Annotated in this window: 21 protein-coding genes and 3 tRNA genes; 8 read left to right on the forward strand and 16 right to left on the reverse strand. The window is 50.1% G+C overall.

The annotated features are described in order from the left end of the window. Window positions 1–2: 2 nt before the first annotated feature. A complete protein-coding gene (locus BZG80_RS07505) occupies window positions 3–1,343 on the reverse strand; it encodes an ABC1 kinase family protein (RefSeq protein WP_028569791.1) in 1,341 nt (446 codons plus the stop codon). 220 nt (window positions 1,344–1,563) lie between these two features. On the opposite strand from BZG80_RS07505, the gene BZG80_RS07510 reads away from it, so the two are divergent. The 4 genes from BZG80_RS07510 (at window position 1,564) to BZG80_RS07520 (ending at window position 5,134) form a co-directional block, all read left to right on the forward strand. Next, a complete protein-coding gene (locus tag BZG80_RS07510; RefSeq protein ID WP_077679076.1) occupies window positions 1,564–3,312 on the forward strand; it encodes a formate--tetrahydrofolate ligase in 1,749 nt (582 codons plus the stop codon). A gap of 156 nt (window positions 3,313–3,468) precedes the next feature. Then, window positions 3,469–3,633 (forward strand): hypothetical protein, encoded by a 165-nt coding sequence (locus BZG80_RS15965; RefSeq protein WP_198532930.1) that lies wholly within the window; start codon window positions 3,469–3,471, stop codon window positions 3,631–3,633. A gap of 142 nt (window positions 3,634–3,775) precedes the next feature. After that, entirely contained in the window at window positions 3,776–4,249 is a 474-nt protein-coding gene (locus tag BZG80_RS07515) for an NYN domain-containing protein (RefSeq protein ID WP_077676792.1), read from the forward strand. Window positions 4,250–4,309: 60 nt separating this feature from the next. Next, window positions 4,310–5,134, forward strand: a complete 825-nt coding sequence (locus tag BZG80_RS07520) for a Cof-type HAD-IIB family hydrolase (RefSeq protein WP_021023660.1) — start codon at window positions 4,310–4,312, stop codon at window positions 5,132–5,134. Window positions 5,135–5,270: 136 nt separating this feature from the next. Here BZG80_RS07520 and BZG80_RS07525 read toward each other — a convergent pair. From BZG80_RS07525 to hutC, 14 genes are all read right to left on the reverse strand, one after another. Beyond that, window positions 5,271–5,347: transfer RNA gene (locus BZG80_RS07525), tRNA-Val, on the reverse strand. Window positions 5,348–5,360: 13 nt separating this feature from the next. Further along, window positions 5,361–5,437: transfer RNA gene (locus tag BZG80_RS07530), tRNA-Val, on the reverse strand. Window positions 5,438–5,501: 64 nt separating this feature from the next. Then, window positions 5,502–5,578: transfer RNA gene (locus BZG80_RS07535), tRNA-Val, on the reverse strand. A gap of 147 nt (window positions 5,579–5,725) precedes the next feature. Further along, on the reverse strand, window positions 5,726–6,730 hold the full coding sequence (locus BZG80_RS07540) for a DUF3080 domain-containing protein (protein WP_077679077.1): 1,005 nt from the start codon (window positions 6,728–6,730) through the stop codon (window positions 5,726–5,728). Window positions 6,731–6,837: 107 nt separating this feature from the next. Further along, window positions 6,838–8,871: a methyl-accepting chemotaxis protein gene (locus BZG80_RS07545; RefSeq protein ID WP_077576022.1), complete on the reverse strand. Its 2,034-nt coding sequence runs from the start codon at window positions 8,869–8,871 to the stop codon at window positions 6,838–6,840. A 195-nt stretch (window positions 8,872–9,066) separates the two neighbouring features. Then, entirely contained in the window at window positions 9,067–10,437 is a 1,371-nt protein-coding gene (locus BZG80_RS07550; protein ID WP_077679078.1) for an MATE family efflux transporter, read from the reverse strand. A gap of 261 nt (window positions 10,438–10,698) precedes the next feature. After that, window positions 10,699–10,902, reverse strand: a complete 204-nt coding sequence (locus BZG80_RS07555) for a CPXCG motif-containing cysteine-rich protein (protein ID WP_021023665.1) — start codon at window positions 10,900–10,902, stop codon at window positions 10,699–10,701. Window positions 10,903–11,038: 136 nt separating this feature from the next. Then, window positions 11,039–11,692 carry a hexitol phosphatase HxpB gene (gene hxpB, locus BZG80_RS07560; protein ID WP_021023666.1) on the reverse strand — a complete coding sequence of 218 codons (654 nt, stop codon included), beginning with the start codon at window positions 11,690–11,692 and terminating at the stop codon, window positions 11,039–11,041. A 35-nt stretch (window positions 11,693–11,727) separates the two neighbouring features. Next, on the reverse strand, window positions 11,728–12,597 hold the full coding sequence (locus BZG80_RS07565; protein ID WP_077679079.1) for a fructosamine kinase family protein: 870 nt from the start codon (window positions 12,595–12,597) through the stop codon (window positions 11,728–11,730). 135 nt (window positions 12,598–12,732) lie between these two features. Then, entirely contained in the window at window positions 12,733–14,265 is a 1,533-nt protein-coding gene (gene hutH, locus BZG80_RS07570; RefSeq protein WP_021023668.1) for a histidine ammonia-lyase, read from the reverse strand. A gap of 10 nt (window positions 14,266–14,275) precedes the next feature. Further along, window positions 14,276–15,964, reverse strand: coding sequence for a urocanate hydratase (gene hutU / locus BZG80_RS07575; protein WP_077576018.1), 1,689 nt, complete (start codon window positions 15,962–15,964; stop codon window positions 14,276–14,278). Window positions 15,965–15,966: 2 nt separating this feature from the next. Beyond that, window positions 15,967–17,019 (reverse strand): formimidoylglutamase, encoded by a 1,053-nt coding sequence (hutG, locus tag BZG80_RS07580; protein ID WP_077679080.1) that lies wholly within the window; start codon window positions 17,017–17,019, stop codon window positions 15,967–15,969. After that, window positions 17,016–18,266, reverse strand: coding sequence for an imidazolonepropionase (gene hutI, locus BZG80_RS07585; RefSeq protein ID WP_077679084.1), 1,251 nt, complete (start codon window positions 18,264–18,266; stop codon window positions 17,016–17,018). The genes hutG and hutI overlap by 4 nt, the downstream gene beginning before the upstream one ends. A gap of 119 nt (window positions 18,267–18,385) precedes the next feature. After that, a complete protein-coding gene (hutC, locus tag BZG80_RS07590; protein WP_025744397.1) occupies window positions 18,386–19,090 on the reverse strand; it encodes a histidine utilization repressor in 705 nt (234 codons plus the stop codon). A 252-nt stretch (window positions 19,091–19,342) separates the two neighbouring features. On the opposite strand from hutC, the gene thrS reads away from it, so the two are divergent. From thrS to rplT, 4 genes are all read left to right on the forward strand, one after another. Beyond that, window positions 19,343–21,271 (forward strand): threonine--tRNA ligase, encoded by a 1,929-nt coding sequence (gene thrS, locus BZG80_RS07595; RefSeq protein WP_077679081.1) that lies wholly within the window; start codon window positions 19,343–19,345, stop codon window positions 21,269–21,271. Between the two features lie 3 nt (window positions 21,272–21,274). After that, complete coding sequence (infC, locus tag BZG80_RS07600) at window positions 21,275–21,820, forward strand: translation initiation factor IF-3 (RefSeq protein WP_077460504.1); 546 nt, start codon at window positions 21,275–21,277, stop codon at window positions 21,818–21,820. A gap of 95 nt (window positions 21,821–21,915) precedes the next feature. After that, window positions 21,916–22,110, forward strand: coding sequence for a 50S ribosomal protein L35 (gene rpmI / locus BZG80_RS07605; RefSeq protein ID WP_025673304.1), 195 nt, complete (start codon window positions 21,916–21,918; stop codon window positions 22,108–22,110). A 36-nt stretch (window positions 22,111–22,146) separates the two neighbouring features. After that, the gene (gene rplT, locus BZG80_RS07610) at window positions 22,147–22,500 is read left to right on the forward strand and encodes a 50S ribosomal protein L20 (RefSeq protein ID WP_025673305.1); all 354 of its coding nucleotides are present in this window, start codon (window positions 22,147–22,149) and stop codon (window positions 22,498–22,500) included. Window positions 22,501–22,698: 198 nt separating this feature from the next. On the opposite strand, the gene BZG80_RS07615 is transcribed toward rplT, so the two are convergent. Then, complete coding sequence (locus BZG80_RS07615) at window positions 22,699–24,087, reverse strand: peptide MFS transporter (RefSeq protein WP_077679082.1); 1,389 nt, start codon at window positions 24,085–24,087, stop codon at window positions 22,699–22,701. Window positions 24,088–24,262 lie beyond the last annotated feature (175 nt).

Here is a 24,262-nt window from a genome sequence, read left to right on the forward strand (position 1 = left end):
GATTAAACTTGCGCTGTCTCAGTCTGTGGCTCGCCGGTTAAATAGGGCATTAACAATGCACGCACATTTAAGGTGACATCCAACTTCGCGGCCAGTAAATACAAGCCCGCAATTTTACGATGCAAAAACAACGCATCGGCCGGCGGCGTATGCCAATAGCCTTGCTCCATACTCAAGGCGACGCCGCGATTACGTAAGCGCGTGGCTAAGTCTGCTTGCCCAAACGCAAATGGCGCATCGGCAGCAATGGGCTCACAAGCGGTGTTCACCAGCTCAAGCACGCTGGCCTTTTGCTCGGGTAAAATATGCTCAGCAAAAAAGCCAATCTGAGTCAGCGCCGCTTCAATCCCTGCATTATCTTTTTTTATCGCCGCCAAAAACAGCTTGCGATAGCCATCGGTAAACGTCGGTGCATACTGACGCGTGGCGCCAAAATCGAGCAATACCACGCGGCCCGTGTCTGGCTGATACAAGTAGTTAGCGAAGTTCGGATCGGTTTGCACCTCCCCAAACATAAACACCTCTTCAAACAGCAATTGGAACAAACGACTTACCACCCGCTGGCGTACCGCTTCTGAAGCACGGTCAAGCTGCTCAATGGGTTCACCCGCCATATAACTCATGGTTAGAATGCGATCCGAGGTAAGAGCTGAGTGTACTTTAGGCACCACTAAGCCGTCAGCGTCTTTTAAATGGGTACCAAACCGGATAAGCGACCGCGCTTCTTTCAGGTAATCGGCCTCGTCATGCAGCTGTTGCTTGGCTTCATCGAGCAAAGCTTGGTAGTTCGCCTCTTTGGGGATAAGGCCACTCAAACGCAGCAGAGTGATGACATTGTCGACATCGCTATCAATGCTGTCTTTGATGCGTGGATATTGCACCTTCACTGCCACTTTGTCACCGGCATCGGTATACGCTTCGTGCACTTGACCAATGGAAGCTGACGCGATGGGAGAGAAGCGAAAATGGGTAAATTCTGCTTGCCAATTGTCGCCCCATTGTTCGTTAAGCACGGCTTTAAGCTGTGCTGGCGGCATGGGCGTGGCATGATTACGCAACCGCGCGAGCAGATCGCTGAGCTCTGGCGGGATCAAATCGCCCGCATCCATCGACAACAGTTGACCCACCTTCATCGCCGCGCCGCGTAAATCTGCCAATTTATCGGCCACGTGGGCAATATTGGCCGGTGACATCACCAAATCTTTACGACTTGGCCGATTTCCCTGCGCAAACTGCTTCGTGCCTTCCCACGCAACATTCGACGCCACTCGCCCGGCTATTGAAGCCAACGCCCCAAAACGAGACCATTTACCATGCGGAACCTTGCTGCTTTTCATAACCATCTCCTTATCACCCACTAAGTGTACGGTATAAACCGAGGAATGGTTTGGTGAGGCTTCGGTTACTCGTTCCCACGCTCCTGCGTGGGAACGAGTAAGGCGGGATAAAAATCAAAAAGGGCGCTTACGGCAAGTATTCTTTCGCTTTACAATGGTCATTTTAGCGGTATCATTTTTACGCAAACGTTTACGTGATTATTTTATACTCTATTGAGAGGGTTTCATGCTATCTGATGTCGAAATCTGTCGTAACACCACACTGACTTCCATTTCTACCATTGCCAAGCAAGCCGGTTTGCTTGAAGCCGAGTTTGAAACCCAAGGCAGCCACAAAGCCAAAGTCTCTCTCAATTGTTTGAAGCGCCTCGCGCCTAATCAAACTGGCAAGTTGGTCGTGGTTACCGCTATTACCCCAACGCCGCTGGGCGAGGGTAAAACGGTGACCACCATCGGCCTGGCGCAAGGGTTAGCGAAACTCAACCAATCCGTGACCGCTTGTATTCGTCAACCTTCGATGGGGCCGGTATTTGGGGTCAAAGGCGGCGCGGCTGGAGGCGGTTATTCACAAGTGGCCCCGATGGAAGAGCTAAACCTGCACTTAACCGGTGATATTCATGCCGTCACTGCTGCACACAATTTGGCCGCTGCCGCGATTGACGCGCGCATCTATCACGAGCAGCGCTTGGGCTATGACGATTTTGAAGCTCGAAGCGGACTAAAAGCGTTAAACATCGATCCGAATCGCGTGGTGTGGAAGCGGGTGATGGATCATAACGATCGCGCCTTGCGCATGGTTACTGTGGGCAAAAATGAGCCGGGAAAAACCATTAATGGCTATGAGCGAGAGGGCGGATTTGATATCTCAGCAGCTTCTGAGTTAATGGCGATTCTGGCGCTGGCAAGCGATCTTCGTGACTTACGTCAGCGCATTGGCCGCATTGTGTTGGCTTATAGTCATGCCGGTGAGCCGATCACCACCGAAGATTTGCAAGTGGCGGGGGCGATGGCGGTAAGCATGAAAGCGGCAATTGAACCCACGCTCATGCAAACCTTAGAGGGCGTGCCGACGCTAATTCATGCCGGCCCCTTTGCCAATATTGCCCATGGTAATTCGTCGATTATTGCCGATAACATTGCCCTTAAGCTGGGTGATTATACCGTCACCGAGGGGGGATTTGGCTCAGACATGGGATTTGAGAAGGCATGTAACATCAAAGCGCAAGCATCCGGTAAAGCACCAGACTGCGCGGTGATTGTGGCCACATTACGTGGCTTAAAGGCCAACTCAACGCACTATAACTTTTTGCCTGGGCAACCACTACCAGAATCACTTTTTGCGGATGATCATGAAGCATTGGTGGCAGGGTTTGAAAACCTGAAGTGGCACATCAACAATGTAAATCAATATGGTGTGCCGGCTGTGGTCGCAATCAACCGTTTCCCGCAAGATAGCGATGCTGAGCTTGCGACATTAAAAGCCATGATCGAGGCGTTACCCAACCAGGTACAAGTTGCCGTCAGTGAGGGCTTTGCTCACGGCGGCGAGGGCACGCGTGAACTGGCAAAGAAAGTCATGGCTCAATGTGCCGCTCCTTCGACCTTTAGGCCTTTGTATTCAGCCGATCAAAGCTTAGAAGAAAAGCTGATGGCCGTGGCTGAAGTCGGATACGGTGCAGGGAGTGTCACGCTCAGTGATGTTGCTAAGCAGCAGCTGCAACAATTTAAGCAACAAGGCCTTGATGATTTAGCTGTGTGTTTGGCGAAAACGCCGCTGTCAATTTCAACGGATGGCACGATTAAAGGCGCGCCGCAAGGGTTTGATGTACCGATCCGCGAGTTGAAATTGTGTGCCGGTGCCGGATTTGTCTATGCCTTATGCGGCAATGTGATGACCATGCCCGGATTGCCGGAAAAACCGGCGTTTATGAAACTTGACCTCGATGATGAGGGTAATATTGTTGGGTTGAGTTAATGACTTAGCGTCTTGATATCACTTTTATTGAGAAAAACGTCGATGGTGACAACAAGAGACCACACTTTAACGTCGATGACATTGACGCACTATTGCGTAAAAAGTACAATCGAGAGTCACTTGAGCGAATCGTTGGTATCACGAGAGGAGGAAGCCATGCAGAACAAGCGTAATAAGGTAAAATCTACCGCTTTCTCTGACTTCGTGCGTCACTCGTCGTCAAAAGAAAAGCGAAAGTTTTTTGATAAAATAGTGAGAGAAACGATTAAAGAGCAGCAAGACATGCTCACAAAGGCAGAGCAAACAGCTAAGTGTCAGTAATCGTTTATATTTCTTGCGAGAGCCGCTGTTATCAGCGGCTTTTTTGTTTTTGCTAGACGCGGCCACGTTTGTGATTGTCGTCACGGTAGCCTGATGTGGTATCCTCTTTGGCTTCAATTCTCCCACCGACTGTGAGCCTGACTTGAAAAAAATCGCGGTTTTTGTCGACGTTCAAAATATCTACTACACCACACGCCAAGCCTACGGGCGCCAGTTTAACTATCGCCAGTTGTGGCACACGCTGAGCCAAATGGGTGAGGTGGTTACCGCGTATGCTTATGCCATTCGTCGTGATGATGATCAGCAAATCAAATTTCAAGATGCATTGCGGCACATTGGCTTTACCGTGAAGCTCAAACCTTATATTCAACGCGCCGATGGTAGCACCAAAGGCGATTGGGATGTGGGCATTGCCATTGATGTGATGGAAGCTGCGTCGGATGTCGATACCGTGGTTCTGCTCTCTGGTGATGGCGACTTTGATTTGCTGATGAACAAAATTCGCGAGCGCTATCATACCGAAGCCTTCGTGTTTGGAGTGCCTGCGTTAAGTGCCAACTCCCTCGTGAATAGCGTTGATCGCTTTATTCCCATTGACGATAGCTTATTGCTGTAGAGCCGATTAAGGCTGAGGGAATCCATTCCGTTTTGAATTTGATGTTGAGGTAAGTTGACGATGTACAAATTAATCGCCCTAGATATGGATGGCACCTTGTTAAACAGCGATAAAGAAATATCGGCTGAAAACAAACAGGCCATTGCCCGCGCGCGTGACAAAGGGGTGGCCGTGGTGTTGGCATCTGGCCGTCCGCTTGAAGGCATGCAACCTAAGCTGGATGAGTTGGATATTCATTCAGATAAAGACTTTGTGCTGTATTACAACGGCTCGATGGTGAAAAACGTGGGGACTGACGAGGTGATCTTGCAAAAGGGGCTAGACGGTAAAGCTGCCAAAGCGCTCGCTCGACATGCTGAAGCATTAGGTGCCTATGTGCATGCCTTTAGTACCGAGCACGGATTGATCACCCCTGCGCTCAACCCGTATACCGACATTGAGGCCAACATCAACGGGCTTGATATCACCGTGATGGATTTCGAGACTCTAAGCGATGATCACCCCATTATTAAAGTGTTGATGGTGGCGGAGCCAAGCAAGTTAAATGAAGTGATCAGTGCTTTACCCGCAGCGCTGCGCGAGGAGTTTACGGTGGTGCAAAGTGCGCCCTTCTTCCTTGAATTTCTAAACCCGGCAAGTCATAAAGGGGCGGGGGTCGCTGCAATTGCAGAACACTTAGGTATTCACCCCGACGAAGTGATCTGCATGGGCGATGCAGAAAATGACCATGCGATGTTGGAATATGCGGGTCTTGGAATTGCCATGGCCAATGCGATGGAAGCAACCAAGCAAATCGCGGATTATATTACCGAAAGTAACGATAACCACGGTGTCGCTAAAGCAATCGAAAAGTTTGTCTTAGCGGTAGATAGCTCAGTGGCATAATTGTACGGTACAACTTAAAAAGGCTTGTTAGAAAGCAGGCCTTTTATATCTACGCAAACATATACATGACGTTTATTTTTTATGCGTCGCAAGGGAATATATCAAGATACTAAAAAAAGAAGGGGATAATTTGAAGTGGTGCGTCCGGGCAGACTCGAACTGCCGACCCCCGCCATGTCAAGGCGGTACTCTAACCAACTGAGCTACGGACGCGTATTTCAATATTTGGTGCGTCTGAGTGGACTCGAACCACCGACCCCCGCCATGTCAAGGCGATACTCTAACCAGCTGAGCTACAGACGCATACCATTTTTTTAGAACAGCCACCGCGATGTTGAAGCGATTGACCATTTGCTATCAAGCCAAGTGGTGCGTCCGAGTGGACTCGAACCACCGACCCCCGCCATGTCAAGGCGATACTCTAACCAGCTGAGCTACGGACGCACAGTGCTTGAAAGCGGGGTGAATAGTAGCGAGTTCATCTTTATCGCGCAAGCGCTTCAACGCATATTTTTGTACATTCGCGTTTGTTTGGCGATTTGATCATCAAAGTGGCGATATTTTCGCTTTTTCAGTCGCTTCGCTACGTCGCTATTGCCCCAGTTTGACGTCACAGCGTTGGAAAAGTTGCTGCCATACATCTGCATGGTGCTTGATCGCGTCTTTGTATTGGCGGTAAGCCTCTCCCTGCCAATAGGCGTTTTTATACGCGCTAAACGCATCCGGTGTTTGCAACGTAGCAAAACGGGTCAACGCTGGCGCAATATCACGATAAAGGCCATCGACACGGGCTAAATACGGCTGAACATCGCCGACGTAAAATTTATAAAACACGGTTTGTAGGCGCTCTAGGCGGGTCGTATCAAAATTGCCGCCACACAGGACTTTTTCTTGGTGATTGGCGATCAGTGCACTGGTTTGGTTAAGCCAAGCGGTGTGATAGCTCAAGCTAACAAATAGGGCGCCAAGAATGCGTTGCTTTTCAATGCTCTCTTGCCAGTCGGTGACCGATTCGTTGGCTACCGGGTGGTGGTTGAGTAAATGGCTAAACTGATCAATGGTGCTGACGGCATTACTATGTGCGGGAAGATCAATGGGGAGTGTATAGGCCGGTAAACTCAGCTGCCCGCGCCAGGCATCACTATCAGCCAAGGTATTCCAGATTACGGTGTCGCGCTGTTGGCGTTTCAGTGCCAGTGCCTGTTCTAACTCAGTGTGAATGCTCGGATCTTTGACTTGCGGTAAACACCGTTGGGCGGTGTCAATAAAATTGAGTTCGTAATCGAGTTGGCGAAAGCGATCGGCGACTTTGCCGAGGGATGAGTTGCGCTCGGCGATAAGATTAAACAAGCCACACTGACGCAGCTCGTAGGCATCAAGTACGCCCATTCGTAGTGCTTCAAGTGGCTGGACTAGATCGCGTTTGCGTGGCAACGGCGGCACCGCTGGAGTGGTAAAGTCGGGCGTCGGTGCATCAAGCACATTGCCTAAACGTTGGTAATAATCAGCTATCATGTCTTTGGCCGGATCGTCAGATTGGCACCCACCTAATCCGAGTAAGGTAACGAGCAGTAAGGTTGTTTTGAGTCCGCGCATGGTTTATCTCGTGGCTAAGCTCTTGACGTATCAATCATACCATTTACGCAGGCGATCGGATGAACGATCGCCTGGTTGAACGTTACCTGTGTGCATGCGTTAAGAGCTTACTCCGCGACTTGTTGGCTTTGGGTGAGCGATAAAATGGTAGAAAGCTCCTTATCAATGGCTGTCATGTCTTGCTGTACTTGTTCAATATTAGCAATGCTTGACTGAATACTTTCGGTCGCTTGTTCAGACAGGCTCAGTAGTCGTGTGACTTCATCGCTTAACCCATCAGCAGAGTACTGGACTTTATCCATTACCTCGAGGGTCAGCCCAATCACATGGCTGATCTGACCAATGGCGCTGTTGACATTTCTCACTGTCTCTCCAGTGGTACTAAGGCTATTTTGCGTATTTTGCGATAAGTTACGGACTTCATCAGCAACCACAGCAAAACCGCGCCCTTGCTCGCCTGCGCGTGCGGCCTCTATAGCGGCGTTTAATGCCAATAGATTGGTTTGCTCGGCAATGCCATCAATCACTTTTAAAATTTCTTCAATACGGCTGGCGTTCACACTCAGGGCGTCGGTGTGGGTTTGTAGATCTTGGCTTTGCTCGTGTTGTTGTTTGACCTCGTTAGCAAGTGTTGAAAACTGTTGTTGGACAGCTTGGAGAATGTCTGCGCTCTCGGTGGCGTAGTCGGCCACGCCGCTGTAACTGTCCAACAGTGATTGTAGTAGCGATTTGTAGCGCGAAAGACGATCGATGCTGTGCGATTGAAGCGCCGAAAGTTTTTGTAAGCTATTAATTTGTTTTTGGGCGTTGTAGCCACGGTAATCGGCATAGTGAATGGCAAATTGATCGGCAAAATCATCAGCAAAAGGCTCGTTGGGTGCGACGCTATAAAGCATGAGTGCGGTCAGTGTCTGGTTTTGATGTACCCCTAATAGCTCACCAAAGGTTGAAAACCCGCCAACGCTAGGGATGTTATCAAAGCAGGTGACGCGCGCTAACGAATGGCTATTGTTGACCCGGCGTAAGATACAGTCGTTGGCTAGCATAGCAAAAGGACGGCGTGGCTTGTCTTTTAGGTGTCGTTGATAATCTTGCGCGGTGGTTTGAGCGAAATCTTCCGCCTTCATTAGGTACAGGCTATCGCCAAAATCAAGATCACAAAAAAAGTGTAGGGCGCCCTGTTGGTGATCAATCGCAGCGATTGAGCGAATATAAATATGCTCGCCAATTTTTACGCCAAACGTGTAGCCATTTAAGTGCGATTCCAGCTGATCAATCTGGCAGTTAAAATAATCGCATAACGCTTGTACCGGAGAGATTAATGCGGTGCTGTTAGGTGCAAATACATCGGTGACAACGCGGGTCGCAGGATCGCCCTTGGCAATATCGAGGTGGAAGTGAGTCGGTTTGAAGTTATGGCTATTCATGATGCCATAGCGGATACCGGGGGCCAACTTGATAAAAGCTAGCGCGGCATGGTTATCGAGTAGTTTACCGTTGAGTGCTAACTTGGCTGCATTGAAATCCAGGGTACCGCCGGCAGAGCCACCCATAAAGTAGCAAGGGAAACGGCGGGTGGCATAAAGGGCCTGCATAAAGAAGTTCTCTGAACCACTAAGACCATCAAAAAAGGTGAGTGCGACTGTGTCTTGGGCGTCGACAGGAAAAGGCACCCTGAGCTGTTGCAACGAACGTGTGATTTTTTCGATTCGTGCCTTGGGCGATAAGGTCGGTGTACCGCGTTTAATGTCTTCACAATGTAAGGGCACGGTCGCTGCGCTGACAGATTCAATGACATTGTCGCCATAACTTTGCAAAACAATGTTATCCCATTGCCCGTCTGTGGTGTGATACAGCGAAGAATGCCCACCACCCAGTTCGCCGGCTGTCATTATGGTGATCAGAGTTTGGCAAAAAGGCATCGCGGCTTGGAGTTTTTGGGTTGTTGCTTCAAAGGGTAAATGTGGCGAGATAAAAGCCAGTACCAAGGGTGTTTTACCATGAGGGCAAGATAAGGCCGATAGCGTGGTTTGATTGATAGCGCGGCTACTCATACACAATGAATGAACAAAAGGCATAGAGTTCGGCGATTGTGGCGAGGCTTTATCTGATAATGGGCGAGATTTTAGGAATTCAAACATAAACAACTCTACGATAATGTGACCGGTTGCCACGTATTTTGTCTGGGAATAAGGACAAACTATACGTGGTTTAGTGGTGCGTGCGTAGCAGTTGGGTTTGATCTATCACGCTGTTTTATATGTTTTTTATATCAAATTAATAAAGGCGTGACCGGTGTCACCCTGCCAGCGAGCGCCGACAGGGTGGCAAGGCATTCAGCGTTCTGACATGGCCAGTTGGAATTCAGGAGATTGCTGACGCAGCCAGCGTAGGCGTAACCCGAGCAGTACCGCAGCACTGGATAAGCCAATGATGATGCCTATCCAAAACCCATGCGCGCCCATGGCTGGGACGAGCCAATCTGTCATTCCGAGTGCATAGCCAAGCGGCAAGCCCAAGCCCCAGTATGCGATCAGAGTGCGCTGGAAAATGGCACGCATATCTTTGTAGCCACGCAGGGCACCAGCCGCGACCACTTGAATGGCGTCGGTGATCTGATATACCGCGGCCAATAACATCAGTGATGACGCCAACGTTGCCACGTCTGGATTATCGGAATACAGGGCGATAATTGGATCGCGCAGCCAAACGGTCAGTAGCGCGGTAATAACGGCTGTGCTCACCCCCAGCCAAATCCCAATTTTGGCGGAGTTGCCTGCACCCTCGGTGGTGCGCTTGCCCAGCAGGTGGCCGACACGAATACTGACGGCGACACCCAAACTCATGGGTAACATGAAAATCATGGTGGAGAAGTTAATGGCCACTTGGTGCGCTGCGACGGTAATAGAGCCAAGTGGTGCGATTAAAATGGCAATCGCCGCAAATAAGGTCACCTCAAAAAACAGCGAAGCAGCGACTGGGAACCCGAGTCGAAAGAGGCGGATTTGCTCTTTGAGTGCTGGCGCGTAAAGCGAGGCAAAAAGCTGAAGACCACTGAGTTTTTTGCTCACTGCCACATATAACGCCATAAGGATAGCCATGATCCAATACACCAGCGCGGTAGCGACACCGCACCCCACGCCGCCGAGCTCTGGCGCGCCGAGTTTGCCGTATACAAACATCCAGTTGAGTGGAATGTTTGCCGCAAGCCCGATAAAGCCAATGACCATTGCGGGAATGGTGAGCGACATTCCCTCGCATAAGTTACGAATGGATTGGAACACCAAGAAAGCCGGTACCGCCCAGATTACCGCATGTAAGTAACCGATGGTTTTTTCAGTTAGCGCTGCTTCCACATCCATGAGATTAATAATAAAACCGGCTTTATAAAGAATAAGCCCAATGGGTATGCTCAACAGCAATGCCATATACAGACCTTGCTGAAATTGAAACGGGATCGCAGTGGCTTTGCTCGCCCCATTAAGTTGCGCAATCATAGGGACCATGGCCATTAGCAGGCCAATCCCAAACAAGATGGCTGGCATCCATATACTCGAGGCAACCGCCACGGCGGCCATATCGGTGGCGCTATATCCGCCCGCCATGACGGTATCGACAAACCCCATCGAGGTTTGCGCTATTTGGGCAATAAAAACAGGCACACTGAGCCGAATAATGGCTCTTGCTTCATCATGGTATTGCTGCACGTTGGCCTCAACATGTTTAAGTGAAAGGGAGGGAGGAATCGATTGCGCGCAATTATACGTGCCAGGAGGCGCGAAAAGGAAGCAAAAGCCGTGTCAATTTTGCATCCCGAACGAGAGCAAACAATGATGACACAAAGAATAGCCCATCAAGACAATGCGACCCTGATACGAGTCGCGTCGGTTAGCTTTGTGTTTGCACTTGGTGATAACGTTACACTGATTTATGGCGCTGCATTCAGTGGGCGTTATAGGGTGCGTGGGCTAAAAAATTTGCTCGTCATCCGCATCGACAAATAAGTTAACGGTTTTATGCAACTCGTCGATTTGCATGTTGTAGTGCACCGCATTGCAGCAGTTGGGACAATCTTCATAAAACTCTTGATTGCCGCCACTGAGATCCAGTGTGAGATCAATACGGTGTCCACAGTGCGGGCAGCTTACTAGCCGGTCAGTTATATCATCCATCGTCACAGCCCTTCTTTTATGACAAAGCGGTTACTGTCAGTATAGATGAGGATCGTAAGATGGATAAATGATGAGCGCTGCTCTAAAAGGTAGCATTAACTACTGTACGCGCTTAATGCCACCCAGGAGACGATCGCTAAAGCGACGAAAGATTATCCGCACTAAAAGCTTTTAGGCTGGCAAGCTTTTGATCGGCAATCACAAAGCGAGGATCTTCCCACTCATGCGCGGCCGGCACCACAATGGTTTTCATCGAGGCGGCTTTAGCCGCAAGTAAGCCGGTAAAGGAATCTTCAAAGGCGACGCAAGCGTCGGGCTCGACGCCCAAGGCGTTAGCGGCATTAAGATACACTTTAGGATGGGGCTTACCGTATTTTAAATCCCCCGCCGACTCGACAATTTCAAATGCGTCGCTAAGCCCTAGCGCATCCAATGTCGGATGGATTAGGGTCAGTGGAGACGATGAGGCCAGACCGATTTTTAAGCCAGCTTGACGGCAAATTTGCAACGCGTCTTTAACGCCGGGCATCATGGGTTTTTCATCTTTAACCAGCTCAACCACGCGTGCGACGATTCGCGCTTGCACGTCAGCATTCGATGGCCCCTGCCAAGGCTGGGTACGTGCGTAGTGTTTCACAATTTCATCAATCCGCACGCCTGTGGTATCACGCGTATCTTGTAAACTGATAGAAACGCCGAGCTCGGTCAATACATCAATTTGCGCCCGTTGCCAGAACGGCTCTGAGTCGACCAATAGGCCATCCATATCAAATATTGCGGCAGATAACATCGCCAACCTCTATCTCAGTGTGTGTGTCTGGCATCCTACACCGTGAGTGTGAGTTTTGTCAGCAATTGTTCGGCTTGGGCAAGGTAGGGGCCGCCGAATAAATTGACATGGTTGAGCACATGATAAAGGTTATAAATATCTTTTCGTTGTTGATAACCCTCGTCTAATGGCCATTCAGCCTGGTAGCCGTTGTAAAAGCTTTGCGGGAAACCGCCGAATAGCTCTGTCATGGCGATATCGGCTTCGCGATCGCCCCAATAACAGGCCGGATCAAATAGTACTGGGCCTTTGACGGATAAACCGACATTGCCTGACCACAGATCGCCATGGAGGAGTGCAGGTTTGGGGCGATGGTTAGCCAGTTGCGCTTTGACGCCATGAATGATGGTATCAATGTCGCCCAAATGCAGTGATTTTTCCGCTGCTAGTTGTAGTTGCCAGCCAATTCGTTGCTCAGCAAAGAAGTGACACCACTTGCGGTGCCAGCTGTTTCTTTGTTCGCTGGKGCCGATGAAGTTATCGTCATCGAATCCGTATTCGACTTGCTCCCCCCAGCGGTGATGACGCGCCAGTTGCTGACCGAATAAATAGGCTTGGGTATCGTCGAGCGATTTAATGGGTAGGAAATTGAGTACCAATGCTGCACTGTCTTTTACCGGCCCGACAAAATACACCCGCGGAACATGAATGTGCTCACTCATTGCCAGTTGGCGCAGGCCTTCGGCCTCGGCCTCAAACGCGGGCAGACATTCTCGCTGGTTGGTTTTAACGAAAAAGCGCTGCTCGCCCCCATCGCTAATGCAATAGGCGTCGTGGATGTCGCCACCGCCGATGGCGGTTTTTTCTCTGATCTCAAAATCAATATCGAGCTGTTCGGATAAATGTAGAGACAGTGCATGCCACATAAGCGACTCCGTTACATCGAGGTGAGGGGAGGTAACTGCCTACATATTAGTCTATTTTAGCTTTAGTGTTCTGTGGAGATGGCGGCAATTGAATAAAAAACGGCTCATAAGGAGCCGTTTTTGCGGGTAAATACTTTACAGGCTAGGGAGTAAGCCAGAGGGCATTAGTCGGTTATAGGTACCGGTTTGCACCAGCGCATTGGCCTTTTCGATATCAGGCGCAAAGTAGCGGTCTTTGTCGTAAAACGGCACCACGCCGCGTAACTCGGCTTTGGCTTGCTCTAAGCGCTGAGAGGTTTTATTGGGCGCGCGAAAATCAATCCCTTGGCTGGCCGAAAGTAGCTCAACGGCCAAAATGCCGCGGGTGTTGGCACTCATGTCATGCAAGCGACGCGCAGCGAAAGTCGCCATGGAGACATGATCTTCTTGGTTGGCAGACGTGGGCAAGCTATCGATAGATGCCGGGTGAGCCAAGGTCTTATTTTCGCTTGCCAGTGCAGCAGCGGTGACTTGGGCGATCATAAAGCCGGAGTTGACCCCGCCGTTGTTGACCAAAAATGGCGGGAGTTTACTCAAGTTGCTATCAATCAGTAAGGCCATGCGGCGTTCTGATAAGCTGCCGATTTCGGCAATTGCGAGGGCTAAGTTATCCGCTACCATCGCGACCGGCTCGGCGTGGAAGTTGCCGCCGGAAATAATATCGCCATCGTCTGGGAACACGAGCGGGTTGTCAGATACGGCATTTGCCTCGGTGGTGAGCACGTCAGCGGCATGGCGAATTTGTTGCAAGCACGCGCCCATCACTTGTGGTTGGCAACGCAATGAGTAGGGGTCTTGCACTTTTTCACAATTTTGATGGCTGTTGCCAATGTCGCTACTTTCGCCCAGCAAGTGACGGTAAGCGGCAGCGGCATCCATTTGCGTTTGATGGCCACGCACGGCATGAATCCGTGGGTCAAACGGCCGGCGGCTACCAAGCGCGGCCTCTACCGACAATGCGCCACAGACAGTGGCCGCGGCGTATAAATCTTCGGCTTCAAACAAGCCTTCAAGCGCAAAAGCGGTAGAAGCCTGCGTGCCATTGAGCAGCGCGAGTCCTTCTTTTGGTCCAAGAGTGATGGGCGATAGGCCCGCAATTTTGAGTGCAGCCTCTCCAGAAATGACTTCCCCTTTGTACCGGGCTTGGCCTTCGCCGAGCAGTACTGTGCTCATATGCGCCAATGGTGCAAGATCGCCCGAGGCGCCGACTGAGCCTTTTTTGGGAATGCAAGGATACACCTGGTGATTAACCAGCGCTGCCAGTGCTTTTACGACCTCGAAGCGGATCCCGGAGTAGCCGCGCGCCAAGCTGGCTATTTTCAGTACGATCATAAGACGCACGGTGGCATCATCCATAAACTCGCCAATACCAGCGGCATGAGAGAGCACGATTGAGCGTTGCAGGGTTTCTAAATCGTCTAATTCAATCCGAGTATTAGCCAGCAAGCCAAACCCTGTGTTAATGCCATATACGACGCGGTCTTGAGCGAGGATGTCGGCGACGGTGTCGGTACTGGCTTTCATGGTGGCTTCAATGCCATCCGCAAAAGCAATCTGTACAGATTCACGGCTTACTTGCCGCAGTTGGGAAAGGGTGAGTTCGCCCGGTTGTAATGTCAGTGTGGTCATTTTGCTCTCCTTAGCGCAGCGGCTGGTTAGGTAAATCCAGCAGCGGCAGATCGAGTTGTTCTTCTTTGGCGCAATCAATGGCAATGTCATAGCCGGCATCGGCATGGCGCATCACCCCGGTGGCCGGATCGTTTCTGAGTACTCGCGCCACTCGTTGATGCGCATCGTCGGAGCCATCACACACAATCACCACGCCTGAGTGCTGAGAAAAGCCCATGCCGACACCGCCACCGTGGTGCAATGATACCCAGGTTGCACCGGATGCCGTGTTGAGCATGGCGTTTAGCAATGGCCAGTCTGACACGGCATCAGAGCCATCCAGCATGCCTTCGGTTTCACGGTTGGGACTTGCGACTGAGCCTGAGTCAAGATGATCACGGCCAATGACGACCGGCGCTTTGAGCTCGCCATTTTTTACCATATCGTTAAAGGCAAGCGCTAAGCGTGCACGATCTTTGACCCCAACCCAGCAGATACGAGCAGGTAAACCTTGAAATTGAATACGTTCTTTGGCCATATCAAGCCAGTTGTGGAGATGCGGATCATCAGGGATCAGCTCTTTCACTTTTTGGTCGGTTTTATAGATATCTTCTGGGTCACCAGATAACGCCACCCAGCGGAACGGGCCAATGCCTTGACAGAATAACGGACGAATATATGCCGGTACAAATCCTGGAAAATCAAAAGCATTATTGACACCGACTTCCAGCGCCATTTGACGGATGTTATTGCCGTAATCCAAGGTTGCTGCGCCGCGTGTTTGCAGATCGAGCATCGCTTTAACTTGTACGGCCATCGAGGCTTTCGCGGTTTTGACCACCTCGGCTTCGTTGTCTTTACGCTGTGCCGCGGCTTGCTCCATGGTCCAGCCTTGCGGCAGATAACCGTTAAGGGGATCGTGGGCCGAGGTTTGGTCGGTGACCACATCGGGGGTGATATGACGTTCCACCAGCTCTGGGAAGATATCGGCTGCATTGGCCAATAAGCCAATCGACACGGGCTTGCCTTGTCGTTTTGCTTCTTCAATCATGCCGAGTGCTTGGTCCAAGGATGTTGCTTTGCGGTCGACGTACCCCGTACGTAAGCGGTAATCGATGCGGCTTTCATCGCATTCAACCGCAATCATAGAAAAGCCTGCCATGGTCGCGGCGAGTGGCTGCGCGCCCCCCATGCCCCCCAGACCGCCAGTTAAGATCCAGCGGCCTTTGGCGTCGCCATTAAAGTGTTGTTTCGCCACCGCGACAAACGTCTCGTAGGTGCCTTGCACAATGCCTTGCGAGCCAATGTAAATCCAGCTGCCTGCCGTCATCTGGCCGTACATCATCAGCCCTTGCTTATCGAGCTCGTTAAAATGTTCCCAGTTTGCCCAATGCGGGACCAAGTTGGAGTTGGCAATCAATACACGTGGCGCATCTTTGTGGGTGGGGAAGACACCCACCGGTTTGCCGGATTGCACCAGCAAGGTTTGATCGTCGTTCAGGCGTTTTAGTACCTCGACAATCTTGTCGAAACATTGCCAATTGCGGGCAGCTCGGCCAATGCCACCATAGACCACCAAACCATTAGGATGCTCGGCCACGTCAGGGTGTAGGTTATTCATCAGCATACGAAGCGGCGCTTCGGTTAACCAACTTTTTGCATTAAGCTCAGGCCCGGTAGGGGCTTTCACGGTGCGTGAATCGAAACGTGGGTCCGTCATGGTTATTCTCCTTGATCGTTGATGGGGTGCGAGCCTGCTTGCTGCGGACAAGATTGATGCGGACAAGCTGTGTGAATCATGGTCCACGCCATACGCGCGGCTAAGCGACTGGTTTGCTGGTCGCGGTCATAATGGGGGTTTACTTCTGTGATATCGCAAATAGGGACGGGAATGTGTTGCTTCTGCGCAACGGTGAACAGGTGCCGAATTAACGGCTCAATCACCGCGACTGGCACGCCGTAAGCTGCAGGGGCGCTCACCCCAGGCGCGACACTAGCGGGAAACACATCCATATCGACAGTAAGATAGAGATAATCACAGCCTTGAATAAACTGGGTTAATCGCGCTTTTAACGCCGGTAATGCGTCTACCTGCATATTGATATCTTCTTCTACCCAGCAATGGCGTTGCTCGGCTTTATCGAACAGCGCTTGGGTATTGCTGGTGCGGCTTACGCCAAGGCAAGCATAGTGGAATGGCCAACCTTTTTTGTCACAATATTGGGCGATTTGTGCGAAGGGTGTGCCTGAGCTGCCGGCGTGACTGCGCCCTTGTGGCGTGCGCAAATCAAAATGAGCATCAAAGTTAATAATACCAATCTTAGGCGGCTGCGCGGGGTCGTTGACATGGGAGTGTGTCAAATGACGGGATAAGCCCTGAAAGCTCGCCCATGCAGTTTCATGGCCGCCGCCTAGGGTTAAGACCCGGTGCTTTGGCAACGAACGATGGATTTGCTGACTTAATCCTTGCTGGGCCAATACCAGATCTGAGTCATCACATACCACGGTTCCGCCGTCATAAAGCGGATGACTGTTATGCCAGGCGAGGTTTGCCAGTGCTTGTCGCAGCGCTTCAGGGGCAAGGGCTGCACCGAGGCGGCCTTGATTACGCGCTACCCCTTCATCGCAGGCAAACCCATAGATCACGACACCTGGCGGCTGTTCGACGCTGTTATCGTAGGCGCTGATGGTTTGGTGCAAACGCAGACCGCGCTCCCCATCTTCTGGATCAATACGTCCTTGCCACACGGTCATATCAGCAGGAAGATGTTTCATTCTTGATTCTCCTGGTGGGGCGTGCTTTGCGGAGTCGGTGTTGCGGGATACCAGACCCCGTTGACCACTCTTCCGACTAAGGGCGCCGTGCCGACCATATAACTGAGCTCGGCTGGGGTGTCGCACTGCCAAACGGCAAAATCGGCATCAAACCCAACCGCGATTTGACCTTTGTTTGTTAAGCCCAGTGCTTGGGCGGCATGACGGGTGACGCCGTAAAGGTTCTCTTTTGGCGTGAGGCCAAATAAGGTGGAAGCCATGTTCATCATGAGCGTCAATGAGGCAAAGGGCGAGGTGCCGGGGTTGAAGTCAGTGGCGATCGCAATGGGGACATGATGTTCACGTAATGCTTCAATCGGTGGCATTTGGGTTTCACGTAAAAAGTAAAACGCGCCGGGAAGCAGGGTTGCCACAGTGCCAAATTCGGCCAAAATCTGGGTGTCAGCCTCTGACAAATACTCAATATGATCCACCGAATAGGCCCCGGCTTTGGCCGCCGCCACACTGCCGCCCAGGTCGCTTAATTGCTCGGTATGGGCTTTAATGTTGAGTCCATGAGCATTGGCAGCCGCATAGATTTTTTCGGCCTGGTCGACGCTAAAGGCAATGTTTTCACAGAACACATCCACGGCGTCAGCAAGCTGTTGCTCCGCCGCGGCCGGGATAATGGATTGACAGATATGCGCAATATAATGATCCGCATCGTGTTGATATTCGGGCGGTATAGCATGAGCGGCGAGCAAGGTCGTAGAGACACTCACGGGTAAATGCTGCTCGATAGCTTTCGCCACCCGAAGCATTTTAAGCTCATCGTCGAGGCTTAACCCATAGCCTGATTTAATTTCAATTGTTGTGACACCGTCACGCATTAAAGCTTCGGCACGTGGCAAAGCGAGGGCAAGTAATTCTGCTTCACTCGCCGCCCGCGTCGCTTGCACTGTGGAGAGAATTCCGCCGCCTTGTTCAGCAATGGTTTGGTAAGGCACGCCATTGAGGCGCTGCTCAAACTCGTCCGCGCGATTGCCCGCAAAAACAAGGTGAGTGTGGCTATCAATGAGTCCGGGTGTCACCAATCTTCCGTTTAACGACTGCTTCGGCCAGTCAAGCTGCTCGGCATCTTGGCCAAGTGCAACAATTTTGCCGTTTTCAACCGCAATCGCGCTAAGGTCTTGGCATTGGTAGCCGTCGCTATTGTGGATATCGCTGGCCATCGTGACCAGTTTTGCATCGGTATATAGGTGTCTCATGATGATGGCCTTACCGCTCATAAAATGTCTATACAAATGTATAGACAAATAAAGTGGCAGACACAAGAGGGAATGTAAAAGAACAGTAAAAAATTGTGATCGGTTCGATCTAAATGAAGTTATCTATCTGTTCTCGACGTGAGCTTATAGCGCGATCCTGGATGGTACAGCAAGGCGGCACTGACGAGGGTTTGTTGGCTCCAGGTCCGACGGTGTAATAATAAACAGGGTTCGTCTGATCGCATCGCGAGGGCTTGCTGAATGGTCGAGCTCGCTTGAATGGCTTCGACTGTATGCTCAATGGTATTCACTGGGCAAACCGTTGATAAATACTCGTTTGGGGTGGTTTGATTAAAGTCTTGTGCTAAGTAGTCGGGCGCCAAAGCCGGATTGACCCAGCGCTGTTCAAGTTGCAACGCGATCGCATCACCGTAATGAACAATCTCACTATAAAAGACGGAGGTACCCACCATAACGCCTAAGCGCATAGCAACATCAGCCGGTGCAGAAATGCGTTTCAATGTGCGAATATCACTGTGATAAGTTTGCCCGCGAGCGTTAACCTCATCGGCGATATTACGAATATCCATTAATGGGGATTCGGCTTTGGGCTCAGTGACAAACGTCCCCAATCTAGGTGTGCGCTCCAGTAAGCCTTCAGCGACTAAATCGCGCACGGCTTTGTTCACCGTCATGCGGCTGACGTCAAATTGATCGCATAATTCGTATTCGGTCGGAATACGTGTCCCCACAGGCCAAACCCGAGTTTCAATTTTCTCTTGAATAAAGGTTTTAATTTGTTGATAGCGGGGCGCATTGGCCATAGATTGTTCCTGTCATTATTGTGTATACAAATAAGCATTGCTGAAGTCTAGTGCAAAATCAAGCGGATGATAGGGCGATACTCGTGAATCATTCGTTGGACGGTGAAGAAATTCTTGACGGGATGACTTGCATCACAAATGTCGGATCTTCATAATCAAAACCCTACTCACACTGTGCGGTTACTTACTAATCGCAAAATACACGTTCATGTGCCACTTGGTGTGTGGCACCACTGAGAAGGATTGTTATCAATGCCTCTAATTACTCTCCCTGACGGCAGTCAGCGTTCTTTTGACCACCCAGTTTCAACCTACGACGTTGCCAATGACATTGGTCCTGGCCTCGCTAAAGCTTGTATTGCGGGCCGTGTTGACGGCAAACGCGTTGATGCGTGTGACTTGATTGAGCACGATGCACAGCTCGAAATTATCACCGCAAAAGACGATGATGGGCTTGAGATTATTCGCCACTCGTGTGCGCACCTTTTAGGGCATGCGATTAAGCAACTTTTCCCTGATACCAAGATGGCGATTGGCCCAACCATCGATAGTGGTTTCTATTACGATATCGATATGGATCGCTCGCTCACCCAGGATGACCTGGATGCAATTGAAAAACGCATGAAAGAGCTGGTGAAAACCAAGTATCAGGTTGTGAAGAAAACGGTCAGCTGGCAAGAAGCACGTGATACCTTTGAATCACGTGGTGAACCGTACAAGATTGAAATCTTGGACGAGAATGTCTCTCGCGATGACCGTCCGGGCTTGTATCACCACGAAGAATACATCGACATGTGTCGTGGTCCACATGTACCGAACATGAGCTTTTGTCAAAACTTTAAAATTTTGAACGTGGCTGGCGCGTATTGGCGTGGTAACAGCGACAACAAGATGCTGCAACGAATCTACGGCACCGCCTTTCCTGATAAAAAGCAACTGAAAGCACACCTGGTGCGTTTAGAAGAAGCGGCGAAGCGTGATCACCGTAAACTGGGTAAGCAGCTTGATTTGTATCATATGCAGCAAGAAGCGCCTGGGATGGTATTCTGGCACCACAATGGCTGGACGATTTTCCGTGAGCTTGAGCAATTTATCCGTGCGAAGTTGACCGAATACGACTATCAAGAAGTGAAAGGTCCGTTGATCATGGACCGCGTGTTGTGGGAGCGCTCTGGCCACTGGGACAAATATGCTGATTACATGTTTACCACCCAGTCAGAAAGCCGTGAGTATGCACTTAAGCCAATGAACTGCCCAGGTCACGTACAGATTTTTAACCAAGGGTTAAAGTCTTACCGTGATTTACCGCTGCGTATGGCAGAATTTGGTAGTTGTCACCGTAATGAGCCATCCGGTGCGCTGCATGGTTTAATGCGTGTGCGTGGCTTTACCCAAGACGATGCGCATATCTTCTGTATCCCAGAACAGGTACAAAAAGAAGTCAGTGCGTGTATCGAAATGGTCTACGAGACGTACCAAACCTTTGGTTTCAACAACATCGAAGTCAAACTTTCTACACGCCCAGAAACGCGTGTTGGCTCTGACGAGATGTGGGATCGTGCAGAAAAAGCCTTGCACGAAGCCTTAACGGCGATGGATATTCCGTTTGAAATTCAAGAAGGTGAAGGGGCGTTTTACGGGCCTAAGATTGAGTTTACGTTACATGATTGCCTGGATCGTGCTTGGCAATGTGGTACAGTACAACTAGATTTCGCGCTTCCTGAGCGCTTAAGTGCCACGTATGTAGGCGAAGACAACGAACGTCACACACCTGTGATGATTCACCGTGCTATCCTCGGTTCGTTGGAACGTTTCATCGGTATTCTGATTGAAGAATACGCTGGACACTTCCCAACGTGGCTATCACCGCAGCAAGCTGTGGTGATGAATATCACGGATAAACAAGCAGATTATGCGCAAGAGATTGCGAAAAAACTGCAAAAAGCTGGATTTAGAGCCTCTGCGGACTTGAGAAACGAGAAGATTGGCTTTAAAATCCGCGAACACACTTTGAAGCGTGTACCGTATATGCTCGTTTGTGGTGACCAGGAAATGGAAGCTGGCGAAGTAGCAATACGTACCCGTAAAGGTAAAGATTTGGGTAAAATTAAGATTGATGACTTCCTTGCTCAATTGCAGCAAGAAGTGCAAGATCGAACACTCAATATTGTGGAGGAATAAGGTATTAAAGGCGCAAGAAAAGCCCCGGCAAAGAAAAACGCTCATCGTCTAAACAACGAAATTCGTGGTGTCAAAGAAGTTCGATTGTCTGATGACAGCGGCGAACAACTCGGTATCGTCCCTTTTGATGAAGCACTCGCCAAAGCAGAAGAGGCGACTCTTGACTTGGTTGAGATCAGTCCGAACGCTGAGCCGCCGGTTTGTCGTATCATGGATTACGGCAAATTCCTTTACGAGAAGAGTAAAGCTGCGAAAGAGCAGAAGAAAAAGCAAAAGACTATTCAGGTTAAGGAAGTTAAATTCCGTCCTGGCACAGATGTAGGCGACTATCAGGTAAAACTACGCAACCTGGTTCGCTTCATTGAAGAGGGCAACAAGGTCAAGGTCACTATCCGATTCCGCGGGCGCGAAATGGCGCACCAAAGCATCGGTGTTGACGTGCTGAACCGCTTGAAGGAAGACACTGCTGAAATCGCTTCAGTAGAAAGTTTCCCGACTCGCATCGAAGGCCGTCAAATGATCATGGTCCTGGCCCCAAAGAAGAAGTAATTCTGGCTTCCAAGTAACAAGCGGCTGCGCCTGTTAGGTGCAGCCGCTTTGTTCGCCAAATTGCTATATTATTAACACAATGCGGAGTTATCATCATGTCTAAGATGAAATCCAACAAAGGTGCTGCTAAGCGTTTCAAGAAAACTGCTGGTGGCTTTAAGTACAAGCGTGCAACCAAGCGTCATATCTTGACTAAACGTACTACTAAGAACAAGCGTCAGCTGCGTCCAAATGCTGTTCTGCCTGCGTGCGAAAACGCGCAAGTAGCTCGCATGCTGCCATACGCATAAGTTTTTAGTTTTATAATTTAGTTTAGGAGAGAGATAATGGCTCGCGTAAAACGTGGTGTACAAGCTCGTGCACGTCACAAGAGTGTAATGAAGCAGGCGAAAGGTTACTATGGTGCGCGTTCACGCGTCTACCGCGTAGCTTTTCAGGCGGTAACGAAAGCAGGTCAATATGCTTATCGTGACCGTCGCAACAAGAAACGTCAATTCCGTCAACTGTGGATCGCGCGTATTAACGCAGCGGCTCGCCAAAACGGTATGTCATACAGCCGTCTGATTAACGGTCTTAAAAAGGCATCTATCGAAATCGATCGTAAGATCCTTGCCGATATCGCGGTATATGACAAAGCAGCATTCTCTGTGCTGGTAGAAAAAGCGAAAGCTTCACTGTAAGTTTTACAGTAAAGAATTGCTAAAAAAGGAGAGCCTCGGCTCTCCTTTTTGCTATTCATACCTGCCTATATAATTTAACCCCCCAACTACCTTACTGAAAAAGAAGCATTGTTAGAGCAGGGATTGAGCATCGAAAGGGATGTGATATTAAAAAAGAGGCCAATCGGCCTCTTTTTGATTTACCTATCACCATAAGGCTTAGGCAATTTGCACTTGTTGTTGCTCGATTTCTTCACTGGGCGTGGCGTTGGATTCAGCGCCGTGCATCCAACGGATCAGCGTACCGGATAGAGTCAGCAAGATCAGACCTGAAATCGCTGCTGTCGCGGCAATGCCACCGAAGATCGCCATGGCACCATAGTCACCCACATGCGAACCAATAATACCTGCAACATAGTTAGCAATCGCGTTAAAGCCAAACCAAGCGCCCATCATTAGAGAGGCCAAACGCAGTGGTGCGAGTTTGGTGACCAGCGATAAGCCAATTGGAGAGAGGCAAAGTTCGCCTAACGTGTGGAAGAAGAACGCGCCCACTAGCCAGAACATCGAGGTTTTCACCGTGGTGTCGCCGCCTTGCTCTAACACGGCCCCGATCATGCACAAAAAGCCAAGCGCCAGCATGAATAACGCCATGGCAAATTTGACCGGTGAGCTAGGCTCTTTAGAACCCAGACGCACCCACAATGATGCCGCTATAGGCGCACAGACAATGATGAAGAAAGGGTTGAGTGACTGGAACCAAGCCGCTGGGATTTCAAACCCACCCACCATGCGATCCGTGTACTCCTGGGTGTAAATATTCATCAACCCGCCAGCCTGTTCAAAGCCAGCCCAGAAAATGATCACGAACAAACCCATCAATAAGATGACTTTAAGGCGATCGATTTCTTGCTTGGTCAATGGTGCATTGGTCTTAGAATGATTGGCATCTCGTGCTTGTTGTGCTGCGGGAACACGACCGATATTACCTAGCCAAGTGTTGGCCATGGTTAGCTGGATGATCAAGCTAATCACCATACCAATACCGGCAGCAAAAAAGCCATATTGCCAGCCGTAAGCGCTACTCACCGTGCCCGCAACAAAGCCGGCTAATAATGAACCAATATTGATGCCCATATAAAAGATGGTAAACGCACCATCACGACGATGATCGCCTTCATGATAAAGGTCACCCACCATCGTCGAGATGTTGGGTTTAAATAGGCCAGAGCCCGCAATCAGTATGGCTAAGCCAGCATATAAAGTGTGTACCGTATCTAAGCCATATTGGTGAGCAGGGAAGGCCAGAGTAAATTGACCGATGGCCATTAAGGCACCACCTAGAATCACGGCTCGACGCTGACCGACAAAGTTATCGGCAAACCAACCGCCGATGAGTGGCGTGATATAAACGAGGCCGGTGTAATAGCCATACAGCTCTAGCGCGTCTTTGGTGGTCCAGCCTAAACCGCCATTGATGGTTTGATCGGTGAGGTAAAGCACCAAAATCGCACGCATGGCGTAGTAGGAAAATCGCTCCCATAGTTCCGTGCCGAAGAGTAGAAAAAGTCCCCGAGGGTGACCGAGTATTGTTTTTTGGTTTTCCATAACTATCTAATTATTCATGAGTTTTGTTGGGCCTGCATTTCTTCAATCGGCGTGCAGTACATTGCCGAAACGTTTGTTGGAAAGATCACCTCGCTACAGTTTGTAACAAAATATGTAAAACTAGATTAATGCTTTTTTATCAAAATTAAAAACTATTATTTAAGCAGTAATGCCG

The sequence above is a fragment of the Salinivibrio sp. MA440 genome (assembly GCF_001996265.1).
GTDB classification, from domain to species: Bacteria; Pseudomonadota; Gammaproteobacteria; order Enterobacterales; family Vibrionaceae; genus Salinivibrio; species Salinivibrio costicola.